Genomic DNA, 22,059 nt, shown 5'->3' with positions numbered 1-22,059 from the left:
AATTAGAAGGAAGTTGATTTGAAAAATTTTGGTTATGTCTCGCTAGGGTATCTGTCACTTGTGGCGTTAAGTCTTATTGATAATGGACGCGGAAGTGTCTATCCTGAGCTTTTACAATATTTTCAAATCAGACCAGATAAGGGATCGTTAATCTTTTCCTTGATGTCGATCACTTCTTTCATTGCTTACCTGACAACGTCTTTTTGGCTACCAAGTTTTGGCCCGGTTAAGGCAACTCGCATGGCCATGGTCATGATGGGAATAGGGACGTTTGGAATTGGACTTGGTGGAGACTTTCTCAACTTTGACTTGAGTTTATTCTTCGGAGCCTGGGCCGGATTTGGCTTTGGGATTACTGGAATTACAATGAATTTCATGGTTGATAATGGAGCGCCGGCCGAGCATAAGAGGCGCTACTTATCAGGACTTCATGGTGTCTACGGAGTGGCCTCATTAATGGCCCCTCAAATTCTTTCTCTATTTTACTTTTTAAATTCAGATTGGATTCACTTCTTTAAGTTCTTACTCATTCCATGTGCTTTAGTTTTTATCTATTCTTTCTTTGTGGATGATACACACCATGAAGAAATAAAAGAAAATCATGGATCAATGCCTAATGCTTTCTTTATGAATCTTATGATTGGCCTATTTGCGGGGTTCTATGTTGCTTCTGAAATTATGCTTTCGTCGCGATTAAAATTCTATTTGGTGGAGGCCCATGAGTATTCAGATATTGTCGCTAATAATTACTTATCTTATTTCTTTCTATTCTTAATGTTGGGGAGATTAGGGTTTGCTTTCTTAAATATTAAGTTATCGTCGAATCGCTTGATTTATATTTCACTGGTAACAAGCCTCATTTGTTTTAGCTTAGGACAATTTCATCATATATTTTATCCGATGACCGCTTTATTTATGTCCTTTTGTTTTCCTGTCATCGTTGATTGGGTTTCAAATAGTTTTCCAAAGAAGAACCATGTCGTTCTTGCTCAAACGATGAGCTATATCGGTGTCAGTATCGCGATTATGCACTTTATATTTGGTGCCATCGCAGACAACTACGGTGCAAAGAATGCGATTAACTTCTTTTATTTCTTAAATATTGGATCAATAATTTTCTTTACCATCGCAATTGCAATGGTAAAGAAATATCATCAGAAGTCGAGCTTGTAGCCTAGGAAGTAACTACGGGCCATTGTCCCGTAGTAGCGAATATTCTCATAATCCTTATCGAGAATATTTATTATTTTGAAATTTAAGTTTTGATATTCGTAGTTGATATTACCAATCACATAAGAAGGCATGCTTCCAAAGTCCTCTCGTTTTCCTACGTATTGCCACCAATTTGAAATACTCTGGTTATCATTAATTTGATAGCCAAGCTCTAGGCTTGCCAGTGCTTCTGGTGTTCTTGCAAGGTCTGAGTCGGTTATTTTATTTGTGGCCTTCTGAATTGTTACTGAGGTTGCAATGCTAAATGAGTTTTGAAATTCTTTGTTGAAATTAAACTCGATTCCTTGAATTTGTGACTTTGTAATATTTAAGTAGCCCATATTAATCGTATCGTAATCGATTTGATTTTTTAGGTCGTAGTTGAATATCGTAAGTTCTGCTTGATAAGTAATCTTCTTATACGAAAGAGTTAGTTCACTATTAATACTATCAGTCGGGTCAAGCATTTCAAGTTGATTAGCGATTTGATAAAGCGTTGGAAGTTTATATCCACTTGATAAATGACCTTTAAGGGAGAGTTCTCTTGTGAAGTTATAACCAAGACCAAAGCTTGCAATGGTATTTAAATTAAATGTTGAGAATTTGTCGAAACGCAGTCCTATATCTGAAAACCAATCTTTATATGCATAATTGAATGTTGTATAGAGTGAGAATAATTCACTATAGTTACCAAGAGTCAGGTCATCTTGCTTAAGGTATTGAACACCATAGAAAGAATTTAAATTCTTTGAAAACTCATAAGTAGCATCAAGCTTTAAATCTGTTTCTTCCCCACGAAATAGAGGAGTGAAGCCCTGAGGGTCTTCTCTTCTTATTGTTGAGTACCTAATACTAGGAGTAAGAGTAAACCTTTCATCTGCACTATTATAGTTAAGACTAAGGAAGTTATTGTATTGATTGTACTTATTTAAATCATTGTCGGCGACATCGATTGGATTAAATGGAGGTGCAAAATTGAATCCATCAATTTCAATTTCTGAGTCGATAAATTGTGCTTGGTAGTTTAATTCAAGTTGGTTATTAATGAGGTAGCTTGTATTCAAAGAGAAGCTAAGGTTCTTATAAGAATCAGCCTCTGCATTAGTTAGCCTATCTTCATTAACTGAAGAGTATCCATCAGAATGTAAGTAAGAAAAGTTAAATCCGTAACTTAACCTTTCCATGTGTCCGCTCGTCTGGGCCGCAACCTTTGCTGTGTTATAACTCCCATACTCTGCACTAACTCTTGAGCTCTTAATACCTTTTTTTGTATTGATTTTTAAAACACCACCAATTGCATTAGAGCCGTATAGAATTGACTGACTACCTTTTAGGATCTCTATACTTTCAATATTATCCAAGTTGATGTGGTTAATTTGATACGAGTTATTGATATCAGTTGGATCTGTAAGCTCGATATTATCAATGAGAACCTTTGAAAAACCTGTCGGTAAACCGCGAAGTCGTAAACTTGAAGCCGCTCCGATTTGGCCAGACTGTCCAATAAAGATGCTCGCTTTACTTTGTAGTAGCTGTTGTAATGTTGTGGCATCAGTATTTTCAATTTCTTCACGAGTGATAACAGTGACGGCACTCGTTACTCGTTCTGAACTCGTTTCAAGCTTTGTGGCCTTAATGGTAATTTGTGCAATTGATGTTAATGGTAAAAATGCAGTGGCGTAATAAAATAGTGTTTTTATGATCTTCCTCCGAGACATAGAAATATTGAAGGGCTCGGACTCTAACCGTTGCGGGACAGTCTCTGAATTTCACAGAGTTCACCTTTTGTGCTGTATTTACTAGCAAAGATAGTTACAAGAAGCCCATTATCTGTCAATAAACAGATAATAGGCCCAATGGAATTAAGTCTTAAATATTGTGGTAGTACTGCGAATCGACGACACTCTTGTACATTTTAGGGTCTTTCTCCTTTAGGTCTGAGAGAATGATCATATCAGGTGCATCGAGATCATTTGTATGAGTGTGGACTTGATACTTAAAGAGCCAATTAAATAACTTACGGTGCTCGCGGTAAACCATAAACTCACACACAATAAGGATAATTGGTGCAATCAGATACGAGTTACAAAGAAAGAGCTCAAAGAACAAAATATTAATAACTAGGGGAGCGGTTATTACGGCCGTCAGTGGAACGAAGAGATTAAGTAAGAACATCGTTCCAAGGACAATTTCAAGAGCTTTAATCATGTAGTAAAGATAACCTGTATCCTGAAGGGAATTGATAAAGGCCAAAGCTTCTGGTGTAAATTGAGATTCCGTGAGTAGGCCAAGTCCTGGGGTGACACCGGCCAAGAGTAAGGTCGCACCCATGAGAATTCGCGCACCTACAAATAAGAATTTCTTTTTATTCTTCATACAACCTCCAAATATGATCACTAATGATTATATTGTCGAAGGGGCAAGCAAGTATGGAGTTAATGTTAAAGAAACCTCAAAGTTCACGTTGATGCTATGGCATCAGACATTTCTTATTTTACAGATAAAATGATTATCCCTTTCCACAATGATATTTTTTGAAAATGGAATTCGAATACGTATAAGGGGATCAAAGATAACAAATGTATCAATATCCATCTCATTAAAGTCTATATCAATATCCTTAAGCTCTTTTCCTAGGAAGCGTTGATGGTCTTCACGATCGACACTTGTAAGTATGGTACGATTGTTTTGGTCTTCGAGGAATTTTGTATAAGCAAGGCCCATAAAAGGAGTATTAATATTGATATCTGCTAAAACTGATTGTTTTGTGAATTCTTCATTTCTTTGGCCACTATAGAACTCATAACCTTGTTCACTTAGTTTCTTTATGACCTTGTTACTCATTTCATCGTTATACAATCTAACGAGCTTCATTCCCATATATCTGGCCTGAAGGGAAATGATCTCCTCAGGGATTCCGGTATAACCAACTTCGTTCCCCTCTTTTGAAAGTAGAGTAATGAGAACGATTTCACTCTTTGGACAACCATCTTTTATTAAATGTTTTAAGCAATTTAGAGAGCTTAAGCCTCCACTCCAAAAGAGTGCCTTCTTATTTTTCATGAATAACTCTTATCTTTTGATTAATAATAATTAATAACTGAATATTCTTTACGTGTCTTTTTTTACCTCAAAAACATGGACTTGTTCAATGGAATAAACTTCTCTCAAGTATAGCTTTAGAGGAGAATAATTATGCACGCTTTTGATAATGACAAGGCCCAAGTAGAAAAGCAGCTAAGCTTTCGAAACTTATCTCTCGATCCAGAAAAGCGAGTCGCATTTGTTGATGAGCGCAAGGTCGAATTAACTAAGACAGAGTATAAAATTCTCTACTTTCTGCTAAATGGTGGAAAAAGGATCTACCCACGCGAGCAACTAGTTGAATATATTTGGGGTGATGTAGAAGTGGCAAATAAAACTGTCAATACTCACCTGACTCACTTAAGACATAAAACAAAAGGCGTTGACTTTAGAATACGTATTAATCGCAATAATCAGATATGTTTGCACGACCTCTAAAGAAAAAAGCGTCAAATAACCGTAATTGTTAGCCTAAATAAACTTATTTTTGTTAGCGGCGATAAGATTCGTAACTTATTGATTTTACGACTTGAGAAATATCTTACTTCCACTTAATCTAGTTAATTAAGGGGGGAGGAGAGAAAAAAATGTCATTTATTTTTCAAAATGAGTGGATTGGATTTCGTAATTTGCGAATCAACACCAACACGCAGGCGGTTTTTGTCAATGAAGAGGAAATCTCATTAACAAAGACGGAATTTAAAGTTCTAAACTTTTTAATTTCTAGCCAAAGACGTATCTACACTCTTGAGGAGTTAGTACTAGGGACGTGGGGCCCAGTTGTCGTTACAAATAAGACAATCAATACTCACTTATCCCATATCCGTGCAAAAATTAAAGGTGTTGATTTCAAGATCAAGATCAATCGCAATGGCCAGGTTTGCATTAACGACTTATGAGTCGATAAATAATTCATAGGTCCTCATTATCTCTTTAATTTCTTTCAGTTAGAGCTATAATCGCCTCTACCTTGAAGAGATTGATATGATTAAATTAGATTTGGAACATGCGTGTCGTGAAGACATTCTCAATGCTCAATTGTGGGAGCTGGATATTTGCTTTGAAAAAAGCAAGTTTGCTCCTTGCCTTGATCAGCTAGTACGTGAATTAGACGCTAAGAAGCTACTTGTAAGACCAAAGGTTTGGCTAAGTGATGAGTGGTTCTGTCCTGAAGCAATTTCTGGAATTGCTATTCCTTTCTCATTAATGCATCCAAAACTAATCGAGTTAGAAAAAGAATTCACTGGAGTTTGCGAAGGTGAAGGTCATGACTGGTTTATGAAACTCATGAGACATGAGTGTGGCCACGTTATGGATAATGCCTATTTTCTAAAAGACGAAAATAATCGTAAAACCATATTTGGTGATCACGATAAATCTTATCCTTCTTCATATGGGCCAAAGAAGTTCTCTAAAAAGTATGTCTATCATCTAGAGGACAATTACGCGCAAGCGCACCCTGAAGAAGACTTTGCTGAGACATTCTCAGTATGGCTTACACCGCGTTCAAATTGGAAGCGTGTTTATGAAAATTGGCCAGCACTTAGAAAATTAAAATATGTTGATCAGTTGATGAAATCATTAAGCAATAAGAAACCTAATGTTATTTGCTATAAAGAAATCGATAGTATCGATGAAAGCGAATTAACTGTAAGAGAGTATCTACTCCAAAAAAGAAGAAAACTTCGTAAGAGTTCGCAGGCACGACGAAGTGTCCAGCATATTCAACAATATCTTAGCCAGAATGAGACTAGCGGTGTTGAACTCGACAAGCTCATAGGTAGCTTAAGAAGGGATCTGGTTAGGGATATCTCCTTGCTGACAAAAGAATATCAATATAAAATAGAATCTGTTGTAAATGATCTGGAAGATATTTCAAATAAGAAGAAGCTTATGATTCCAGAAAAGTACGGCCCTCAAACTGTACAGGAAATTGTTCTATCACATGCTGATAAATATTTTAAAGAGGGGCGTGACAGGATAGTCATGTGAGCCAAAAAGTAAGAAGCAATAAAAGAAAGAAAAAGGTCTTAGTTCTTGTTCATTCGGACCTCATCCCGCCTGAGAATATTTCTAAAGAAGATAAGCAAAAAGAAGAGTTTGAATTTAAGCCGTGGATAACGGAATACAATGTTATATCAACACTTAATGAGCTTGGTCATGAGGTTAAAGTTGTCGGTGTCTATTCAGACCTTCTGCCATTAAGAGTGGCCATTGATGAATTCAGGCCACATATTGTTTTCAATCTTTTAGAAGAATTTGATGGCAAGGTCCTATTAGATCAAAATGTTGTTTCATATTTAGAATTACTAAAAGTTAAATACACAGGGGCAAATCCACGAGGATTGATGATTGCTAGAGATAAGGCCCTTGCAAAGAAACTTCTCTCTTATCACCGAATTAAAACTCCAGGCTTTCAGGTTTTTACAAGTCGATCTAAGGCCAAGGTGACGAAGATATCGAAGAAATTAAAATTTCCACTTATTGTAAAATGTCTTTATCAAGATGCTTCACTGGGAATTAGTTCTGCTTCAATCGTTAAAACACCGGAGAAGGCAATTGAAAGAATTATTTATCTCATGGATAAGTACGATGAAGATGTGATCGTTGAGGAATTTATTGAAGGACGTGAATTCTTTGTTGGAGTTATGGGAACAAAGAGGTTGAAAGTCCTGCCGGTTTTGGAACTCTCTTTTAATAATATAGAAAATCCACTGGCCCAGCTCTACTCAGAAAAAGCAAAGTGGAGCATGAAATATCGTCAAGAAAAAGGGATCGAAACTGGCCTGGCGAAAATTACGAAAGAGTTAGAAGATAAAATTATAAAAATATGTAAGAGAACTTATAAAGTTTTGGAACTGACGGGATATGCTCGTCTTGACTTAAGAGTTTGTCCGGAGGGAGAGCCTTATATTATTGAAGCCAATCCGAATCCTAATGTGGCCAGTAAAGACGAGTTTGCTATGGCCGCAAAGCTAGCTGGAATGGATTATCAGAAACTCATTAATGAAATTATAAAGTAGGTGTGAGATGTCATTAAAATTAGATGATTTGAGAAATTTTATTGTGGTTTCAGAGTTAAAGAATGTAACGCGAGCTTCTGAGCAGCTAGGCTTAACTCAGCCGGCCCTAAGTTATTCAATAAAGCGACTAGAGGAAGAATTAGGGGCCCCTGTTTTTATTCGTCTAAAAAGTGGTATTGAACATACAAAGTTTGGAGAAGAGTTTCATCATCGTGCCAATAAGCTTTTACAAGACTGGCAAGATGCTAAGAATATCTTTAATCAAGAGGGGGGAGATATTGTTGGTGAATTTAAAGTAGGAATTCACCCTTCTGTTGCAATTTACTCTCTCCCAAATGTACTACCTTTAATTTATGAGAAATTTCCACGCTTAAATTTCAATCTCATTCATGACTCTTCTCGTGTCATTGCTGGTAAAGTAATCAATTTTGAAGTTGATTTTGGTATTGTCGTTAATCCAATTAAACATCCTGATTTAATTATTAATGAAATGGGAGTTGATGAAGTTAAGTTATTTGAATCAGCTCGTCCAAAGAGAAAGAATAATAAGTTAATATATAATCCTCAATTGGCACAAAGTCAGGACTTACTTAGAAAGTTAAAAGATGACTCAATCTTTATTGATGGACATATTGAAAGTGATAATTTGGAAGTTATCGCAAAACTTACACACGAAGGAGTAGGCATAGGTCTTCTTCCAAGCCGAGTGGCCTCTAATTATAAGAACCTTGTTCCTATAAATGATTCTCCAATTGTTAAAGATCAAATCTCATTGGTTTATCGTGTCGAGAAGAAGAATTCTTTATTAGTTAAGGATATCTTAGAGATTGTAAAAGACTCTTTAATCTAATTAAGAATTTCTTATCCAAATCTCTCTTTAAAAAAAGTCATAGATAATCGATAGGCTCACTTGAAACCAAAAGAGGTATCAAGTGAGCAATTCATTTACATTATTATTAATTCTTTTCATCTTTAGTATTCTGACTTCATGTCAGAAGGATAGGGTGAGCTTTTCTCCTCCAACGGTTGAAGTTTATCTTGTTAAACCTGAAACAGTATCTCTCTATAATAATTTTGTCGGACAAGTTTATGGTGAGAAGGATATTATTATTCGTGCTCGTATTGAGGGGTATATAAGATCCTTAAGGTTTCGTGAAGGTATGTTTGTGGAAAAGGATCAGCTTCTTTATGAAATTGAGTCCGATAGCTATCAGGCCGCTGTTCAGGAGCAGATGGGACGAGTTGCAAAGGCACAGAGCCAGGTTGTTAAAACAAGAAATGACCTAAGAAGAATTCGTCCACTTGCCCAGCAGAATGCCGTTGCAAGATCCGATCTCGATGCTGCCATCGCAAGTTATAATGCTGCGAAATCAGCACTAAAGGCCGAAGAAGCAAATCTTGAATCAGTTAAGGTTCGTCTTGGTTACACAAAAGTTTATTCTCCAATTAAGGGTGTTATTGGTAAAACCCGTTTTAAGGTCGGAGATCTGGTTGGAAGTAACCCAAATAATAGTGATCTAAATACTGTTTCATCTCTTGAAAATGTACGTGTTGAATTTTTTATTTCTGAAAATACTTATCTGGATGTAATTCATCTTAGACGAGATAAGGCCAGTGCACAGAGTACAAGAAATATTGAATTAACACTTATCTTAGCAAATGGTGTTGAGTATCCTCATAAAGGTAAAATTGATTTTCTTGATCGTAATGTGGACCCTTCAACTGGAACAATTCTTATTCAATCAACATTTCCAAACCCTGAGGGAATCTTAAGGCCGGGTCTATTTGCTACCGTACGTGCAAAAGTAGCAACGTCAGATGAAGCAATTCTTGTTCCACAAAGGTGTGTAACGGAGTTACAGGGAATCTATCAAGTTGCTGTCGTGGATAAGAAAAATAAAGTTCAAATTAAAAATGTAACTGTTGGACGAAAAATAAATGGTTTTTGGATCATCGTAAATGGGCTCGATGAGGGGGATACCATTGTTTATGAAGGACTTCAAAAGGTAAGAGACGGAATGCTTGTTGCTCCTATGCAGGCTTCCGTTAAATTTAAGCAAAATTAGGATAGACCTTATGAATCATAATGATGATAAAAAGCATATCTTCTTTGTTAGGCGACCAATTTTTGCATTTGTCATCTCTCTCTTTACCCTCATTCTTGGTGGAATCTCTATTCTTGACTTGGCCACTGAACAATATCCCAATATCACACCTCCAGTGGTCTCTGTTACGACGGCCTACACTGGTGCAAATGCAATGAATATGGAAAGTTCTGTTGCTTCGCCATTAGAACAGGAAATTAACGGTGTTGATAATATGCTATATATGAAATCCACTAATGCAAATGATGGAACGATTAATATTTCAACATCATTTGAAGTTGGGTCTGATCCAGATATGAATACAGTTTTTACCCAAAATCGTGTTGCTTCTGCTACCGCCAAACTTCCCGAAGAAGTAAAGAGGCTAGGGGTGAATACTAGAAAGTCTCTTCCAACAATGCTCATGTTTATCACGCTTACAAGTGAGAATAATCGTTATTCTCGAGAGTTTCTTTCAAATTATGGAATTCTCAACATCAAAGATGTCTTAGCAAGGCTTAAGGGAATCGGTAGGGTTGATATGCTCGGCTCTAGTGATTATTCAATGCGATTTTGGATAAGACCTGAGTTACTTGCAAAGTACGGCCTCACTGTTCCAGAGATTTTAAATGCTGTTAGAGAGCAAAATGTGATTGTCCCCGGAGGAAAATTTGGTGCTGAGCCAGCTCCGAAAGGAACCGACTTTACCTATAGTGTAAAGATGCAAGATCGATTGCAGACCCCAGAAGAGTTTGGAGAAATTGTTGTTCGCACAAATGAGAATGGTTCACAGGTTTTTTTAAGTGATGTGGCCCGTATTGAACTAGGTGTCGAAAATTATGAAGCATTCGCTCGTGTCAATGCTGATCCATCTGCTCTTGTGGCGATTTATCAGGCCCCTGGCGCCAATGGTGTTGAATTAGCTAACGACGTGAAAAAGACGATTCATGAATTAAGCAAGAAGTTTCCTCCTGGGATGTCCTATCAAGTTTCATATGATTCAACTCTACCGATTACGGCGGGTATTAAAGAAATTGTCATTACTTTAGTTGTCGCTCTTCTTCTTGTTATCTTTGTCGTCTTTATTTTTATTCAAGACTGGCGTGCATCCTTGATCCCGACGATTGCGATACCGATATCTCTTATTGGGGCTTTTATCTTCTTTCCTTTTTTAGGGTTTTCAATAAATACTTTGTCACTATTGGGCCTGGTTTTGGCCATTGGAATTGTTGTCGATGACGCCATTGTTGTGGTTGAAGCTGTACAAGTAAATATTGAAAATGGAATGGACGTGAAGACAGCAACGACTGAGGCCATAAGAAAAGTAACTGGTGCGGTTATGGCCACAACCCTTGTTCTTGTGGCCGTCTTTGTTCCTGTTGCTGGAATGGCCGGTATTACTGGATTATTATATCAGCAATTTGCAATCACAATCGCTGTCTCTGTTTGTATTTCCTCTGTTAATGCCTTGACTTTGTCACCTGCTCTTTGTGTTCTTTTATTAAAAGAGAAAAAGGAGTACTCAGGTATTCTGGGCGGTTTTTTTCATCTTTTTAATAAGGCATTTGATCGCTCATCAAAAAGTTATATGAACTTAACTGAAGTCTTTGCACGAAGAACAAAGAGGGGATTCTTATTTATCTTGATTCTTACTGGCTGTATCGCAGTTATTGGGAAGTACCTACCGGCGGGCTTTATTGCAGTTGAAGATATGGGCTATTACTTTATCAATGTTCAACTTCCAGAGGCGTCCTCACTGCAAAGAACCGATGCAGTGGTTTCAAAAGTTGAAGACACTTTGATGAAATTTGAAGAAATCCAATTTGTGACCTCTGTTGTGGGCTTCTCTATTTTATCCGGTGCAAAGTCAACTAATTCAGCTTTTGTTATTGCCCAACTAAAAGACTGGAGTGAGCGAAGCGTGGATCTGAATATGGCCGTTAGAAAAGCAAATGGAGTCTTCTTTACAAAGTTTCCACAAGCTCAAATCTTTGCCCTTAGTCCTCCTGCTATTCCTGGCCTTGGTAACGGTTCGGGTTTCACCTTCATGCTTCAAGACCGCTTAGGGACATCTGTTGAAAAGTTATATTCAAATGCCCAAAAGCTTATTGCCGCTGCTAATAAGAGACCAGAATTATCACAGGTCTTTACGACATTTAAGGCATCTGTTCCACAGAAATTAATTGAAATTAATCGTGAAAAGGCACTGAAAATGGGGATTCGCTTAAATGATATCTATGTGACTCTTTCGGCCTTTCTAGGTGGCTCTTATGTTAATGACTTCAATCGATTTGGTAAATTGTATAAGGCCTATATCCAGGCCGAGCCACAATATCGTCTCGATGGATCAAAACTTTCAACTTTCTATGTCGTCAATAGGAGTGGAGACAAAATCCCTCTCTCTTCAATCGTGACAGTTAAAGAAAGCAGTGGGCCAGATTATATCACTCGCTACAATCTATACCGCTCGATCGAAATCACTGGCAGTCCTGCTGCTGGTTACTCTTCGGCCCAAGCCCTTAAGGTTATGGAGGAAGTTGCACGCCAAACACTAGATGAAGGGATGGGCTATGAGTGGTCAAATATGTCTTTTCAAGAAAAGAGATCACAAGGCTCAGGTGCAATTGTATTTGTTTTTGCTCTAATTTTTGTCTACCTCATTTTGTCTGCCCAATATGAAAGCTGGTCTCTACCTCTAAGTATTCTACTCGGCACACCTTTTGCGATTTTTGGAGCAATGCTCTTTGTTTATCTGGCCCGTCTTTTTAGCAATACCTATGAAAATAATGTCTTTATGCAAGTATCCCTCGTTATGCTTATAGCAATGGCCGCAAAGAATGCAATTCTCATTGTTGAATTTGCTAATATAAATTTTAGAGAAGAAGGGATGAGCTTATTTGATTCAGCAATGGATTCGGCCAAGCAGCGCTTAAGGCCAATTCTTATGACGGCCGTCTCTTTTATCTTAGGGGTTCTACCTCTGGTCTTTGCTACCGGGACAGGTTCGGAATCTCGAAAAGTAATGGGAATGTCTCTGTTAGGAGGTATGACCATTGCTACTGTTATTGGAATCTTCCTCTATCCTATGCTCTTCGTCTTTATTGGCAAGTTATTTGGTTATGAGAAGAAGGAGAAGGATAGTGAATAGAGTATCTCTTTCTTTATTCTTACTGGTTTTATTTGGTTGCGCTGTTGGCCCTGAGTATAAACGTCCTGATATGCCAGCTCCCTCTAAGTATCGCTACGATAATAATAAGAAAGATATTCAAATGAATGAACAGTGGTGGGAGGTCTTTAATGATAAACAATTGTCAAAATTAGTCGCTATTGGATTAAAGCAAAATTTTGATATTAAGATTGCATTGGCCAGAATAGAAGAAGCGGCAGCTTTTTATGGATTTAAAAAGAAGGATTTATATCCTTTATTCAATTATCAAGGTAATTTCCAAAAGGGCAATTATTCTCAAGGAGCAGTATTCCCAGACTCTGTTGAGTCATCATTTCTTGCTGCTTCCGTTCAGTGGGAAATCGATTTTTGGGGAAAGCTTAGAAATGCTAACGAAGCGGCCCGTGGCCAGCTACTTTCCACTACGTATGCTTATGATTCAGTTCGACTACAAGTAAGTGCTGCTATTGCTACAGCATATTTTCAATTATTAAAGAATAAGGTTTCTTTAAAAATAGCTAAGGCAACAGTCGATACAAGGGAAGAGTCCTATCGAATTGTTAAGGCACGATTCTACAATGGAACTGTTTCTAAGTTTGACTTAAATCAGGCCCAGGCACAATTATCTTTTGCAAAAGCATCAGTCCCTCGATTTGAAAGGGCGATTATTGCCAGTGAAAATCTTATTCGTATTCTACTTGGCCATAATCCAGGTAAGCTTAAGATAAAAGTAACCCAAGACATAACACAGGCCATGATGGTGCCTGATATTCCTATCGGAATCCCCTCTGATGTACTTAGAAGAAGGCCAGACGTTGCCCAGGCCGAAGCAAGTCTTAGGGCCCAAAATGCAGAAATAGGAGTGGCCGAGGCCAATCTCTTTCCAACCATTAGCTTAACAGGTGTTGCTGGAAATTCAGATAGTAGCTTTAATCCTTTTAGCGGCGAATTTATATGGAACCTAGGAGCGAATTTAGTTGGGCCTCTGTTTCAGTGGGGACGAAATCTTGATTTGATTGATGTGGAAAAAGCACAGTACAAACAATTACTCTACTCTTATAAACAAATAGTTCTAGGGGCATTTCGAGATGTCGAAGATTCTCTTGTTGCAGTTAATACGATTAATCGTGAATCCATTAACTTCAGAGAGCAGGTATTGGCCCTTAGGGAAGCTAAGAAGATTTCTTTAAATCGTTATAATAATGGTGTGACTAGTTTCCTTGAGGTACTTGACAGTGAAAGAGCGCTTTTTGAAAGTGAACTTAATTATATAAGTATAAAGCAAGATAATCTCATCGCTTATGTAAATCTCTATAAGGCACTCGGAGGAGGCTGGGAGCTTAAAGAAGAAACTACTTCTGAGAAGGCAAATTAAGTTTTTCGTATTGTGTTTTTAATTGGCCACAAGCTGCTAAGATATCATCACCTTTTGTCTCTCTAACGGTACAAGTAAGTCCTGCTGCTTGTAGAGATCTTTGAAACCATTCAATATGTTCATCGCTTGGGCGCTTAAACTTACTTTCTGGGTATTCATTAAAAGGAATAATATTAATCTTTGATTCCTTCTTAGGAAGGTTTTCAATAAGCCCATCAATATCTTCTTGAGTATCATTAAGGTCTTTTATTAAGAGATACTCATACATAATTCGTCGAGAATTCTTAACTGGAATTGATCTTAGGGCCTCAAGAAGGTCATCAACTTGGTAGCGCTTATTAATTGGCATCAGCTCCGAGCGTAGATTATTTCTAATAGCATGAAGAGAGATGGCCACATTGACGTCAGGTAACTCTTCCCATTGCTTGATCTTTGGGACAAGTCCTGAAGTGGAAATCGTAACCTTGTGCTTACTAAGAGCGATTCCAAGTGGGTCTGTTAAAAGGTAGCAGGCCTTCTTAACATTTTCAAAGTTATGAAGGGGTTCACCTTGACCCATAAAGACGATATTTGAAATCTGATACTTCGGATCGACATTCTCTTGCATCCACTTAGAGACAGTTAGGTACTGTCCGACGATTTCTGATGTTTCTAGGTGTCTTGTTAGTCCCTGTGTGGCCGTATGACAAAAAGTACAACCAATGGCACAGCCGACTTGTGAGGAAATACACAGAGTCGATCTTAGGCGCTTATCATTCTCGCTTTCAATAAGTACGGCCTCTATTGAGTTCTTATCATCTAAACCAAGGAGAAATTTTCGCGTACCATCTTTGGAAAGGCCCTGCCAAAGAATCTTAAGTAGCGATAAGTCATATTCCTTTGCCTTTTCTCTGACAACACGTGGGGCATTCTCCCAAGTGTCAGGATTAAAATTTAACTTTTTATAGACCCACTTTCCCATGATTTTTGCTTCATCATATGGGAAACTTTCTAAAGTTAAATTATATAGGCTTGTTTTTGTCATAATGCATAATTATCTGATTGCGTTGTGGCAGTCAATATTTTAGGAGGAAAAATGAGAATTTTACTGCCAATTTTGATGGTGATGGGCTTTGCAAGCTGTTCATCTGTGACAACGAAGGATGTTGACTACAAAGTAGGGGATAAGAGTTATCGAGGCTATATGGCCCTTACTGGCGACGAGGATAATAAGAAGCCAGGCGTTGTCGTTGTTCACGAATGGTGGGGACATAATGATTATGCGAGAAAGCGTGCAGACCAGCTTGCAGCTCTTGGCTACAATGCTATTGCCCTTGATATGTATGGAGATGGAAAGACGGCAAACCACCCAAAAGATGCTATGAAGTTTTCATCTGAGGCCTTTAAGAACCCAACACTTCTTAAAGCAAAATTCAATAAGGCCGTGGATCTTTTAAAAGAACAGCCAAGTGTCGATGCTGAACGCATTGGTGCTATTGGATACTGCTTTGGAGGGGCCGTTGTTCTTTTTAATGCGACTCAAGGAGCTGACCTAAAAGGAGTGGTTTCATTCCACGGGTCTTTATCAGGTATAAAACAAGTGACGAAGAACTCAAAAGCAAAGCTTTTAGTCATTAATGGTGCCGACGATCCACTTGTAACAAAAGATGATATTACCAATTTTAAGAAGGTTATTAGAAGATCACAACTACCAATGAGGTTTGTGAATCTACCTGGTGCAACTCATGCCTTCACAAATCCAAAGGCGACTGAGAATGGAAAGAAATTTAATCTTCCTTTGGCCTATAATGAAAAGGCAGATAAAGAGTCTTGGGATTTAATGAGAGAGTTTCTACAGAATACACTTTAAATAAAAAAGGCCACTCATTGAGCGGCCTTTATATTTTTTTCTTTTTACTACTTATTCACAAGCTGGAACTTCTACCCAAAATCTATCTGCATGGTATCCATCTAGCGTATAATCTTCAAAGCTAAACTGTCTTGTAAGCTTCTCATCAACTTTGATTGTTTTCCAATTTGTTGTCACAGCGTTGTCACAATCAAGAGCGACATTTGCAAGATCAAGAGTTGAAAGAAATTTGTTCTTAAGTGGTAAGTTTACCTTACAAGCTTGGAAACTTCCTTTTTCTCCTTCTGTAGCACAAGTCGTTGCTTTTTCAGTTGCTAGAACCATTAGATTTGAATCTTTTCTAAAGATTGTAATATCTTGAGTAACAGTATCAAAAGCAGTCCCATTATTAACAAGGGTACTTTTTAGAGTATTTTTTAAGCTGCTAATTTTATCCCCAAGTTTATGTAGATCACATGCCGCTGGAGTTTCTGCATAGAACTTAGTCTGACATGCAAAATTTTCTGCAAGTGCAACTCCATCTCTGTCACTTACTTTTGTTCCAAAGTCTGCATCACCTTCAATTTTACCGTGAAGCATACCTGCTACTTTTCCATCAACTAGGACAGGAGAACCTGTTGAGTTCCAGTCGATAGCACAGTTTGAAAGAACAAAGTTCTTTGAATCTTTTGATCCGTTAATTGTTGTTAGTAGTGAATCTGTTAGACCGTTACACTTCTTCTTTGCTCTTGTGTATTTCCCTTCAGAAACAGCGTAGTTAACTTCAAATCCTCTTTTGAAACTTGTAAGTTCAAAAATCTTATTTTCTCCACCGAAGTTGATACCTTGGTTAGTTGTTTCAAGAAATCCAACTTTTGATTTCTGCTTTGTTGAAACAAGAACTATTTCTGAATATTTTTGGTTTTCAATTGAAGAACAAGTATATGTAAAGCCTTTAAGGTCTTTGAAAGCAACTTCTGAACAAGCTGAATCTAGCCAGTCTGAGTATGATTGATCTTTTTGTCTACTTGGAAGACATTTCTTAGCTGTTGCAATTAGGTTATCGCCAACAAAGAAGGCCGCACATGTTTGAAGCTTTCCACGATTCAGTTTACCCATCATTAACACTTGGTCGATACAACCATTTTTTGAGAAGCGGTCACATACGAAATTAGCTCCTGCAACTTCTGATGCAACAGCGTCACCCTTTAGCCCTTGGCTATTAATAGTTGGTCCCTTGTCCTCATAAATACTTGAACGGTTCCCACATGAAGTTAGGTTTAAAAGGGTAATGGCACTAACACCAAGAAGTAGAATTTTCTTCATAGATTGCTCTCTCGATAATAGGGTAAAAGTTGGCAAAATCTAGCATAATAAATATGAACAATGTAGTTCTAACTCAGCAAATATAATTTTTACAATTTCCCAGATGGTGTAGAATGGAGAGTATGAATATTATCTTTATCGACGGTAAGTGCTTAATATGTAATGGCCTCGTCAAGATTATTTATCGAATCGATCGCAAGAAGAAGGTTAAATTCTGTCATCTACAGGACCCAAAAGCGCTGGATTATCTTCAACAAGATTTTGTTAAGAATCTCTCAACAGTGGTTTTCTATCAAAATGGTGAGATTTCAACGAAGTCAGATGCGGCCATTGCGGTAATGGTGGAGTTAGGTCATTGCTATTTTAAAGTCTTTAAAATAATACCTAGGCCACTAAGAAATTGGCTCTATGAAGTCGTTGCAGAAAATCGTTACCGACTTGGTAAGAAGTTAGAGACTTGTCCGATTCCTGATAAGGATTTAGCAAGTCGCTTTCTATGAATCTTGTGATGTTAACTGGCCACAAGCCGCTAGTATGTCATCGCCCTTAGTTGTGCGAATCATGGCGTGAAAGCCAAGTTCGATGAGGCCCTTCTTAAACTCTTCGACGGCCGCCATCTCTGGTCTCTTATAAGGAGCGCCTGGAAATTCATTAAAAGGAATGAGATTAAAAATAACGGGCATTCCTTTTAATAGTCGACCAATCTCTTCCACATGTTTTCTTGTATGATTTAAGTCGCGAATAATTAAGTATTCAAAAGTTAGAAACTGGCGCTTCATTAATTTGATCGTCTTAAGCTCATTTATTAACTCTGCAATAGGGTAGGCCTTATTGAGTGGTATGAGCTCATTTCTTTCTTCATTAAATGGAGAGTGGAAGCTGAGGGCAAAGTTAACATTCCCTAGTTCACTGAATCTCTTGATACCTGGTAAATAACCGGCCGTTGATAGTGTGATCTGTCTTGGGCCTAATCCCATGCCTTCTTTTGTCTTTAGGATTTCAATGGCATCCGCTACATTATCGATATTATGTAGAGGCTCACCTTGTCCCATAAAGACAATATTAGGAGCCGCCTGATGGCCTTCAAACTTTTCTTTGATATAGGCATAGGCTTGCATATATTGCAGAATAATTTCTTTCTTCTCTAGCGAACGTGTTAACCCCTGTGTTCCTGTAAAACAGAATGAACACTTCATGGCACATCCAACTTGAGAGGATAGGCATAGGGTATATTTCTTTTGAAAGGGAACACATACTGTTTCCACTGTTCGTTCATCACTTAGTTTGAATAAAAGCTTAACAGTCTTGTCATCAACTGATTCTTGGGTCTTGGCAATTTCAAGAAAATCAAAACAGTACTTTTCTTCTAAGAGAGAGTAGAGCTTTTGAGGTAGGCCAGTAATTTCCTTAAAGGATACTGCCCCATGCTTATAAACTTGGGTATAGATTGTCTGGGCATGGACTCTTGTAAATCCATGCCCAATGATAAAGTCTTCAAGACTTGAAAGTGGGGTAGAAAAGAATGATTCTATTAGATCATCCCCATTTTCTTTGCTTGCTCCATCATTTGCTCACGCTGCTCTGGAGACATATTCTGTACCATCTCTTGCATCTTCTGTAGCTCCTCTGGAGACATTTGAGACATCATCTCTTGTGCCTTAGCATACATGTCTTGCTGGTTTTCAAATTTTTGCATTGTAAAAACGATCTTCTCAGGACCAATTTCACTGTCGATCATTTTCTTTTCTCTTAGTTCTTCGAGAACTTTATTAAGGCTTAGACCTTTATTATCTGCAACTTCATACATCTTTTCAGTAGGAAGAGATACTTTCTTTTCTGGGAAGCCATTGGCACTTAAATTCTTGATAATTTGATCAATAAATTTTTCCATTTCAACATCCTTTTCTTTGCTCGATTAGGTCATATTTAGTAACATGATGCGCATGAAAAACCAAGCTGCAGCAACGAAAGGGCCTGAGGGCTTTGAATATTTTTACTCAAAAATGTGGGGTTCTCGATGGAGTTCCTTAAAAGATTCTTTTACTAAAAAAGAAGAGAAGGCCTATCGTCGAAATAAGTGGTTTTCAGGAGAATTTATTGATTCAGGTGAGCTAATTCCTGGGGTGTATGCCAAGGGAGAGGTAACGGAATCTAAAGATCTAAAGTCTCATTATGTGATGGATGCTGCCAGTGTTATCGTTGCTCGCAATCTCAAACCAACCTCTGGGTCCAAAGTTCTCGACATGTGTGCGGCACCCGGCGGTAAGAGTTTAGTGCTGTTTGAGGAAATGGAGGGCAAGGGGCACCTTGTCCTGAATGAGCTTTCACGTAATCGTAAAGAGCGTCTACGTCGAGTGGTATCAGAGTATGTCCCACAAGAGATGAGGGATATCATTGATATCCGCGGTTTTGATGGGAATAAGTACGGGCTTAACTTAAAAGATGAGTTTGACTTCGTTCTTCTCGATGCTCCTTGTTCTGGAGAGCGCCATACGCTAAACGATCAAAAATATCTTAATATGTGGTCAAAGAAGAGAACGCGAAATCTTGCTGGCCTTCAATACTCTCTACTTTGTTCGGCTCTTCTAACACTGAAAAGTGGTGGCGAAGTTCTCTACTCAACATGTTCTATTTCTAGTCTTGAAAATGATGAAGTGATCGCTAAGGTCCTGAAAAAGAAAGGCGAACAAGTTGAGCTTGTTCATGACCTAGATACTTTCGGTTTTGGGGAAAAAACTGAATATGGTACAATATTTCTACCTGATAAAGAGGGATCAATTGGTCCACTCTATATGTGTAAACTTCGAAAAAAGTAGGTCGGTATGAAATTCCTTTTGGTTTTAATTTTAGCTATAAATAGTTATGCATTTAAATGTACAAAAGAATATCGTCCAGTTTGTGCTAACGGAAAAACCTATTCAAATCGTTGCATGGCCCAAGTGGTAGATGCCACTGACATTAAGGATGGCCCTTGTTCTAATGATAAAAATACGTCTACAAATAAAAAACACTTAAGGCCACAAGCAACTTCTCCGATGAAACCTCATCGTCCGCAGGTAAAAGCTCCGTGTATTTGTCCCATGATTTGGATGCCTGTGTGTGGAGTGGATGGGAAGACCTATGGTAGCGCTTGTAATGCAAACTGTGAAAAAGTGCAAATAAAGCACCAGGGGGCATGCGAGAAGATTGAAACCCACTAATTTTACTTTTTAGTTTTTTAATTTTTTTTCAACTTTTTTTTCGATGTAAACTGTGAATTTTCAACAGGTTCAATTCTATTTATTTTCACTTTGTATAGGTTTAGTTTAAAGACTGAACTTTAATTGAAAATGTCTTTGTACGATACTTCAGTGTGTTCTGGAGGATTAATGAAAAATAAGAATTTTAAAGTTAAACTGATTTTATTATGTTTCTTTTTGTCGGTCGTCAGTATTGTTATCAGTACTGTTTCTTACTTTGGTGTAAGTGACTTAAGCGAGCAATCAAATTTCTTTAGCGAAAATATTATTCCACGTAGTTCTCTACTTAGCGAGATGGATGTTAGCTATCAGAAAACGCGAATTCAAGTGAGAACCCTAGGGCTTGAGGACTTAGATAGTAAGAATCGGAATAATGCGATTTCTAATACGATAAAGATGATTGATAATTATGAGTTAGCTGCAAATAAGTTACGTAATATTATCACTGATGCTGAAGAACAAAAAATATTTAATGAGCTTCAAGTACAGTGGAGTGACTTTAAGAAAGTTGGTGCTAGAGCACTTGAACTTGCAAAAATTAATAATCCTACAGCTAGAGCTGAACTCCTAGAAATTTTCTTAGTTCATTGTCCAGAGGCCGCTGAAAATTACCAAAGAGTTCTAGATAAATACAATACTCGCTTATCAAAAGAAGTTATTTCTTCGGCATCAGTCGTTAGTGCAACAGCACGTAGTTTACAAATTACTCTCGTGGTTGTTTCATTTATAGGAATTATCCTTGGCTTCTCTATTGGAGTAGCGTACGCATCAAATATTTCACAAAAAATTAAAGCTACAATTTCTGCTCTTACTGATACATCTCGTTCACTAACGAAGAGTGCAAAAAGTATTGCTTCGACTTCTAACGAACTCTCTCTTTCAAGTGAGAGACAAGATTCATCACTGCAAGAGTCATCAAGTTCACTTGAAGAAATTAGTTCAATGGTAAGAATGACAGCTGATAATGCACAAAAATCTAATAACCTTGCGCAAGAGAGTTTAGGTAAGGCCGCCGTTGGGAAGAAGATTGTAAAGAAAATGATTCATTCAATGAATGGAATCGACAGCGATATTGATGTTATGGTGGAGGAGTTCTCTGATAATAACAAGAAGATGCTTCACATCGTAGAGCTAATCAATCGTATTGAGGAGAGGACTCAAGTTATTAACGATATTGTTTTCCAAACAAAGCTGCTTTCATTTAATGCATCAGTTGAGGCAGCAAGGGCCGGTGAAGCAGGTAAGGGCTTTGCTGTTGTGGCCGAAGAAGTTGGAAAACTAGCGCAGATGAGTGGTAATGCTTCTGTCGAAATTTCAGATATGGTTAGTACAAGTGTTAATGAGGTTAACTCAATTGTAGCAGAGTCAAATATGAAGCTATCAGATCTCGTTAAAAAGGTTAGAGATAGTGTGACATCTGGATCTGAAGTGGCAAATGAATGTGGGCAAATACTTGAAGAAATCGTTGTTAGTGTGGAGAATGTGACAAACTCAATTACCGAAATTTCATCTGCAACTTTTGAGCAATCAAAGGGGATTACCGAACTTCAAGGCTCAATTTCAAGCATTGATGTATCCTCAAAATCCAATACAGGAATTGCCAAGGGAGCATCAAATATTGCAGATCAATTATTGAATGAAGTTAGCTTCGTCAATCGCTCAATTGGTGAGATCGAGCTTGTTTTCTTAGGTGAAGAAGAAAGAAAACAAGCAGCTTAAGTT

General features: G+C 37.8%; 21 protein-coding genes and 1 riboswitch. Of the genes, 14 read left to right on the top strand and 7 right to left on the bottom strand.

The features are described from left to right. Window positions 1-18 precede the first annotated feature (18 nt). Entirely contained in the window at window positions 19-1,173 is a 1,155-nt protein-coding gene (locus ABMA72_RS06145; protein WP_392857103.1) for an MFS transporter, read from the top strand. On the opposite strand, the gene ABMA72_RS06140 is transcribed toward ABMA72_RS06145, so the two are convergent. The 3 genes from ABMA72_RS06140 to ABMA72_RS06130 all read right to left on the bottom strand — a co-directional run bounded on the left by ABMA72_RS06140 (window position 1,155) and on the right by ABMA72_RS06130 (window position 4,275). Continuing rightward, the gene (locus ABMA72_RS06140; RefSeq protein ID WP_393056529.1) at window positions 1,155-2,930 is read right to left on the bottom strand and encodes a TonB-dependent receptor plug domain-containing protein; all 1,776 of its coding nucleotides are present in this window, start codon (window positions 2,928-2,930) and stop codon (window positions 1,155-1,157) included. The genes ABMA72_RS06145 and ABMA72_RS06140 overlap by 19 nt on opposite strands. Then, window positions 2,921-3,056: riboswitch (cobalamin riboswitch) on the bottom strand. It overlaps the preceding gene by 10 nt. 25 nt (window positions 3,057-3,081) lie before the next feature. Then, a complete protein-coding gene (locus tag ABMA72_RS06135; RefSeq protein ID WP_392857099.1) occupies window positions 3,082-3,588 on the bottom strand; it encodes a hypothetical protein in 507 nt (168 codons plus the stop codon). Window positions 3,589-3,690: 102 nt separating this feature from the next. Continuing rightward, the gene (locus ABMA72_RS06130) at window positions 3,691-4,275 is read right to left on the bottom strand and encodes a hypothetical protein (RefSeq protein ID WP_393056527.1); all 585 of its coding nucleotides are present in this window, start codon (window positions 4,273-4,275) and stop codon (window positions 3,691-3,693) included. A gap of 132 nt (window positions 4,276-4,407) precedes the next feature. Here ABMA72_RS06130 and ABMA72_RS06125 point away from each other — a divergent pair, with 132 nt between their 5' ends. From ABMA72_RS06125 to ABMA72_RS06090, 8 genes are all read left to right on the top strand, one after another. Further along, a complete protein-coding gene (locus tag ABMA72_RS06125) occupies window positions 4,408-4,734 on the top strand; it encodes a winged helix-turn-helix domain-containing protein (RefSeq protein ID WP_392857097.1) in 327 nt (108 codons plus the stop codon). A 149-nt stretch (window positions 4,735-4,883) separates the two neighbouring features. Next, on the top strand, window positions 4,884-5,195 hold the full coding sequence (locus ABMA72_RS06120) for a winged helix-turn-helix domain-containing protein (RefSeq protein ID WP_392857095.1): 312 nt from the start codon (window positions 4,884-4,886) through the stop codon (window positions 5,193-5,195). A gap of 85 nt (window positions 5,196-5,280) precedes the next feature. Then, window positions 5,281-6,288, top strand: a complete 1,008-nt coding sequence (locus ABMA72_RS06115) for a putative zinc-binding metallopeptidase (protein WP_393056526.1) — start codon at window positions 5,281-5,283, stop codon at window positions 6,286-6,288. Then, window positions 6,285-7,319, top strand: a complete 1,035-nt coding sequence (locus ABMA72_RS06110) for an ATP-grasp domain-containing protein (protein WP_392857091.1) — start codon at window positions 6,285-6,287, stop codon at window positions 7,317-7,319. Before ABMA72_RS06115 ends, ABMA72_RS06110 begins: the two co-directional genes overlap by 4 nt. 7 nt (window positions 7,320-7,326) lie before the next feature. Further along, window positions 7,327-8,169 (top strand): LysR family transcriptional regulator, encoded by an 843-nt coding sequence (locus ABMA72_RS06105; protein ID WP_392857088.1) that lies wholly within the window; start codon window positions 7,327-7,329, stop codon window positions 8,167-8,169. An 82-nt stretch (window positions 8,170-8,251) separates the two neighbouring features. Further along, window positions 8,252-9,385, top strand: coding sequence for an efflux RND transporter periplasmic adaptor subunit (locus tag ABMA72_RS06100; RefSeq protein WP_393056524.1), 1,134 nt, complete (start codon window positions 8,252-8,254; stop codon window positions 9,383-9,385). A gap of 10 nt (window positions 9,386-9,395) precedes the next feature. Then, on the top strand, window positions 9,396-12,551 hold the full coding sequence (locus ABMA72_RS06095) for an efflux RND transporter permease subunit (protein WP_393056522.1): 3,156 nt from the start codon (window positions 9,396-9,398) through the stop codon (window positions 12,549-12,551). Further along, the gene (locus ABMA72_RS06090; protein WP_392857083.1) at window positions 12,544-13,944 is read left to right on the top strand and encodes an efflux transporter outer membrane subunit; all 1,401 of its coding nucleotides are present in this window, start codon (window positions 12,544-12,546) and stop codon (window positions 13,942-13,944) included. The genes ABMA72_RS06095 and ABMA72_RS06090 overlap by 8 nt, the downstream gene beginning before the upstream one ends. Here ABMA72_RS06090 and rlmN (ABMA72_RS06085) read toward each other — a convergent pair. Then, the gene (gene rlmN, locus ABMA72_RS06085; RefSeq protein WP_392857081.1) at window positions 13,922-14,968 is read right to left on the bottom strand and encodes a 23S rRNA (adenine(2503)-C(2))-methyltransferase RlmN; all 1,047 of its coding nucleotides are present in this window, start codon (window positions 14,966-14,968) and stop codon (window positions 13,922-13,924) included. The two genes, ABMA72_RS06090 and rlmN (ABMA72_RS06085), sit on opposite strands and share 23 nt — an antisense overlap. A 51-nt stretch (window positions 14,969-15,019) precedes the next feature. Between rlmN (ABMA72_RS06085) and ABMA72_RS06080 the strand changes: the two genes are divergently transcribed. After that, a complete protein-coding gene (locus ABMA72_RS06080; protein WP_392857079.1) occupies window positions 15,020-15,793 on the top strand; it encodes a dienelactone hydrolase family protein in 774 nt (257 codons plus the stop codon). A gap of 51 nt (window positions 15,794-15,844) precedes the next feature. Here ABMA72_RS06080 and ABMA72_RS06075 read toward each other — a convergent pair whose 3' ends face one another. Further along, entirely contained in the window at window positions 15,845-17,098 is a 1,254-nt protein-coding gene (locus ABMA72_RS06075) for a hypothetical protein (protein ID WP_392857076.1), read from the bottom strand. Between the two features lie 122 nt (window positions 17,099-17,220). Between ABMA72_RS06075 and ABMA72_RS06070 the strand changes: the two genes are divergently transcribed. Further along, on the top strand, window positions 17,221-17,598 hold the full coding sequence (locus tag ABMA72_RS06070; RefSeq protein WP_392857074.1) for a thiol-disulfide oxidoreductase DCC family protein: 378 nt from the start codon (window positions 17,221-17,223) through the stop codon (window positions 17,596-17,598). Here the strand turns inward: ABMA72_RS06070 and rlmN (ABMA72_RS06065) are convergent. Together rlmN (ABMA72_RS06065) and ABMA72_RS06060 are read right to left on the bottom strand one after the other, a co-directional pair. After that, on the bottom strand, window positions 17,593-18,630 hold the full coding sequence (gene rlmN, locus ABMA72_RS06065) for a 23S rRNA (adenine(2503)-C(2))-methyltransferase RlmN (protein WP_393057074.1): 1,038 nt from the start codon (window positions 18,628-18,630) through the stop codon (window positions 17,593-17,595). The genes ABMA72_RS06070 and rlmN (ABMA72_RS06065) overlap by 6 nt on opposite strands. Beyond that, complete coding sequence (locus ABMA72_RS06060) at window positions 18,630-18,989, bottom strand: hypothetical protein (RefSeq protein ID WP_393056520.1); 360 nt, start codon at window positions 18,987-18,989, stop codon at window positions 18,630-18,632. Before ABMA72_RS06060 ends, rlmN (ABMA72_RS06065) begins: the two co-directional genes overlap by 1 nt. 52 nt (window positions 18,990-19,041) lie before the next feature. On the opposite strand from ABMA72_RS06060, the gene ABMA72_RS06055 reads away from it, so the two are divergent. The 3 genes from ABMA72_RS06055 (at window position 19,042) to ABMA72_RS06045 (ending at window position 22,056) form a co-directional block, all read left to right on the top strand. Next, the gene (locus ABMA72_RS06055) at window positions 19,042-19,914 is read left to right on the top strand and encodes an RsmB/NOP family class I SAM-dependent RNA methyltransferase (RefSeq protein WP_393056518.1); all 873 of its coding nucleotides are present in this window, start codon (window positions 19,042-19,044) and stop codon (window positions 19,912-19,914) included. Between the two features lie 6 nt (window positions 19,915-19,920). Next, a complete protein-coding gene (locus tag ABMA72_RS06050; RefSeq protein ID WP_393056517.1) occupies window positions 19,921-20,298 on the top strand; it encodes a Kazal-type serine protease inhibitor in 378 nt (125 codons plus the stop codon). A gap of 168 nt (window positions 20,299-20,466) precedes the next feature. Further along, the gene (locus ABMA72_RS06045; protein ID WP_393056515.1) at window positions 20,467-22,056 is read left to right on the top strand and encodes a methyl-accepting chemotaxis protein; all 1,590 of its coding nucleotides are present in this window, start codon (window positions 20,467-20,469) and stop codon (window positions 22,054-22,056) included. The last annotated feature ends 3 nt before the right edge of the window (window positions 22,057-22,059 follow it).

Origin of the sequence: Halobacteriovorax sp. CON-3, assembly GCF_043196995.1 — a bacterium.
GTDB lineage: Bacteria > Bdellovibrionota > Bacteriovoracia > Bacteriovoracales > Bacteriovoracaceae > Halobacteriovorax_A.
Note: the sequence above shows the minus strand (reverse complement) of the source record. Positions and strands in the feature narration are given on the sequence as shown.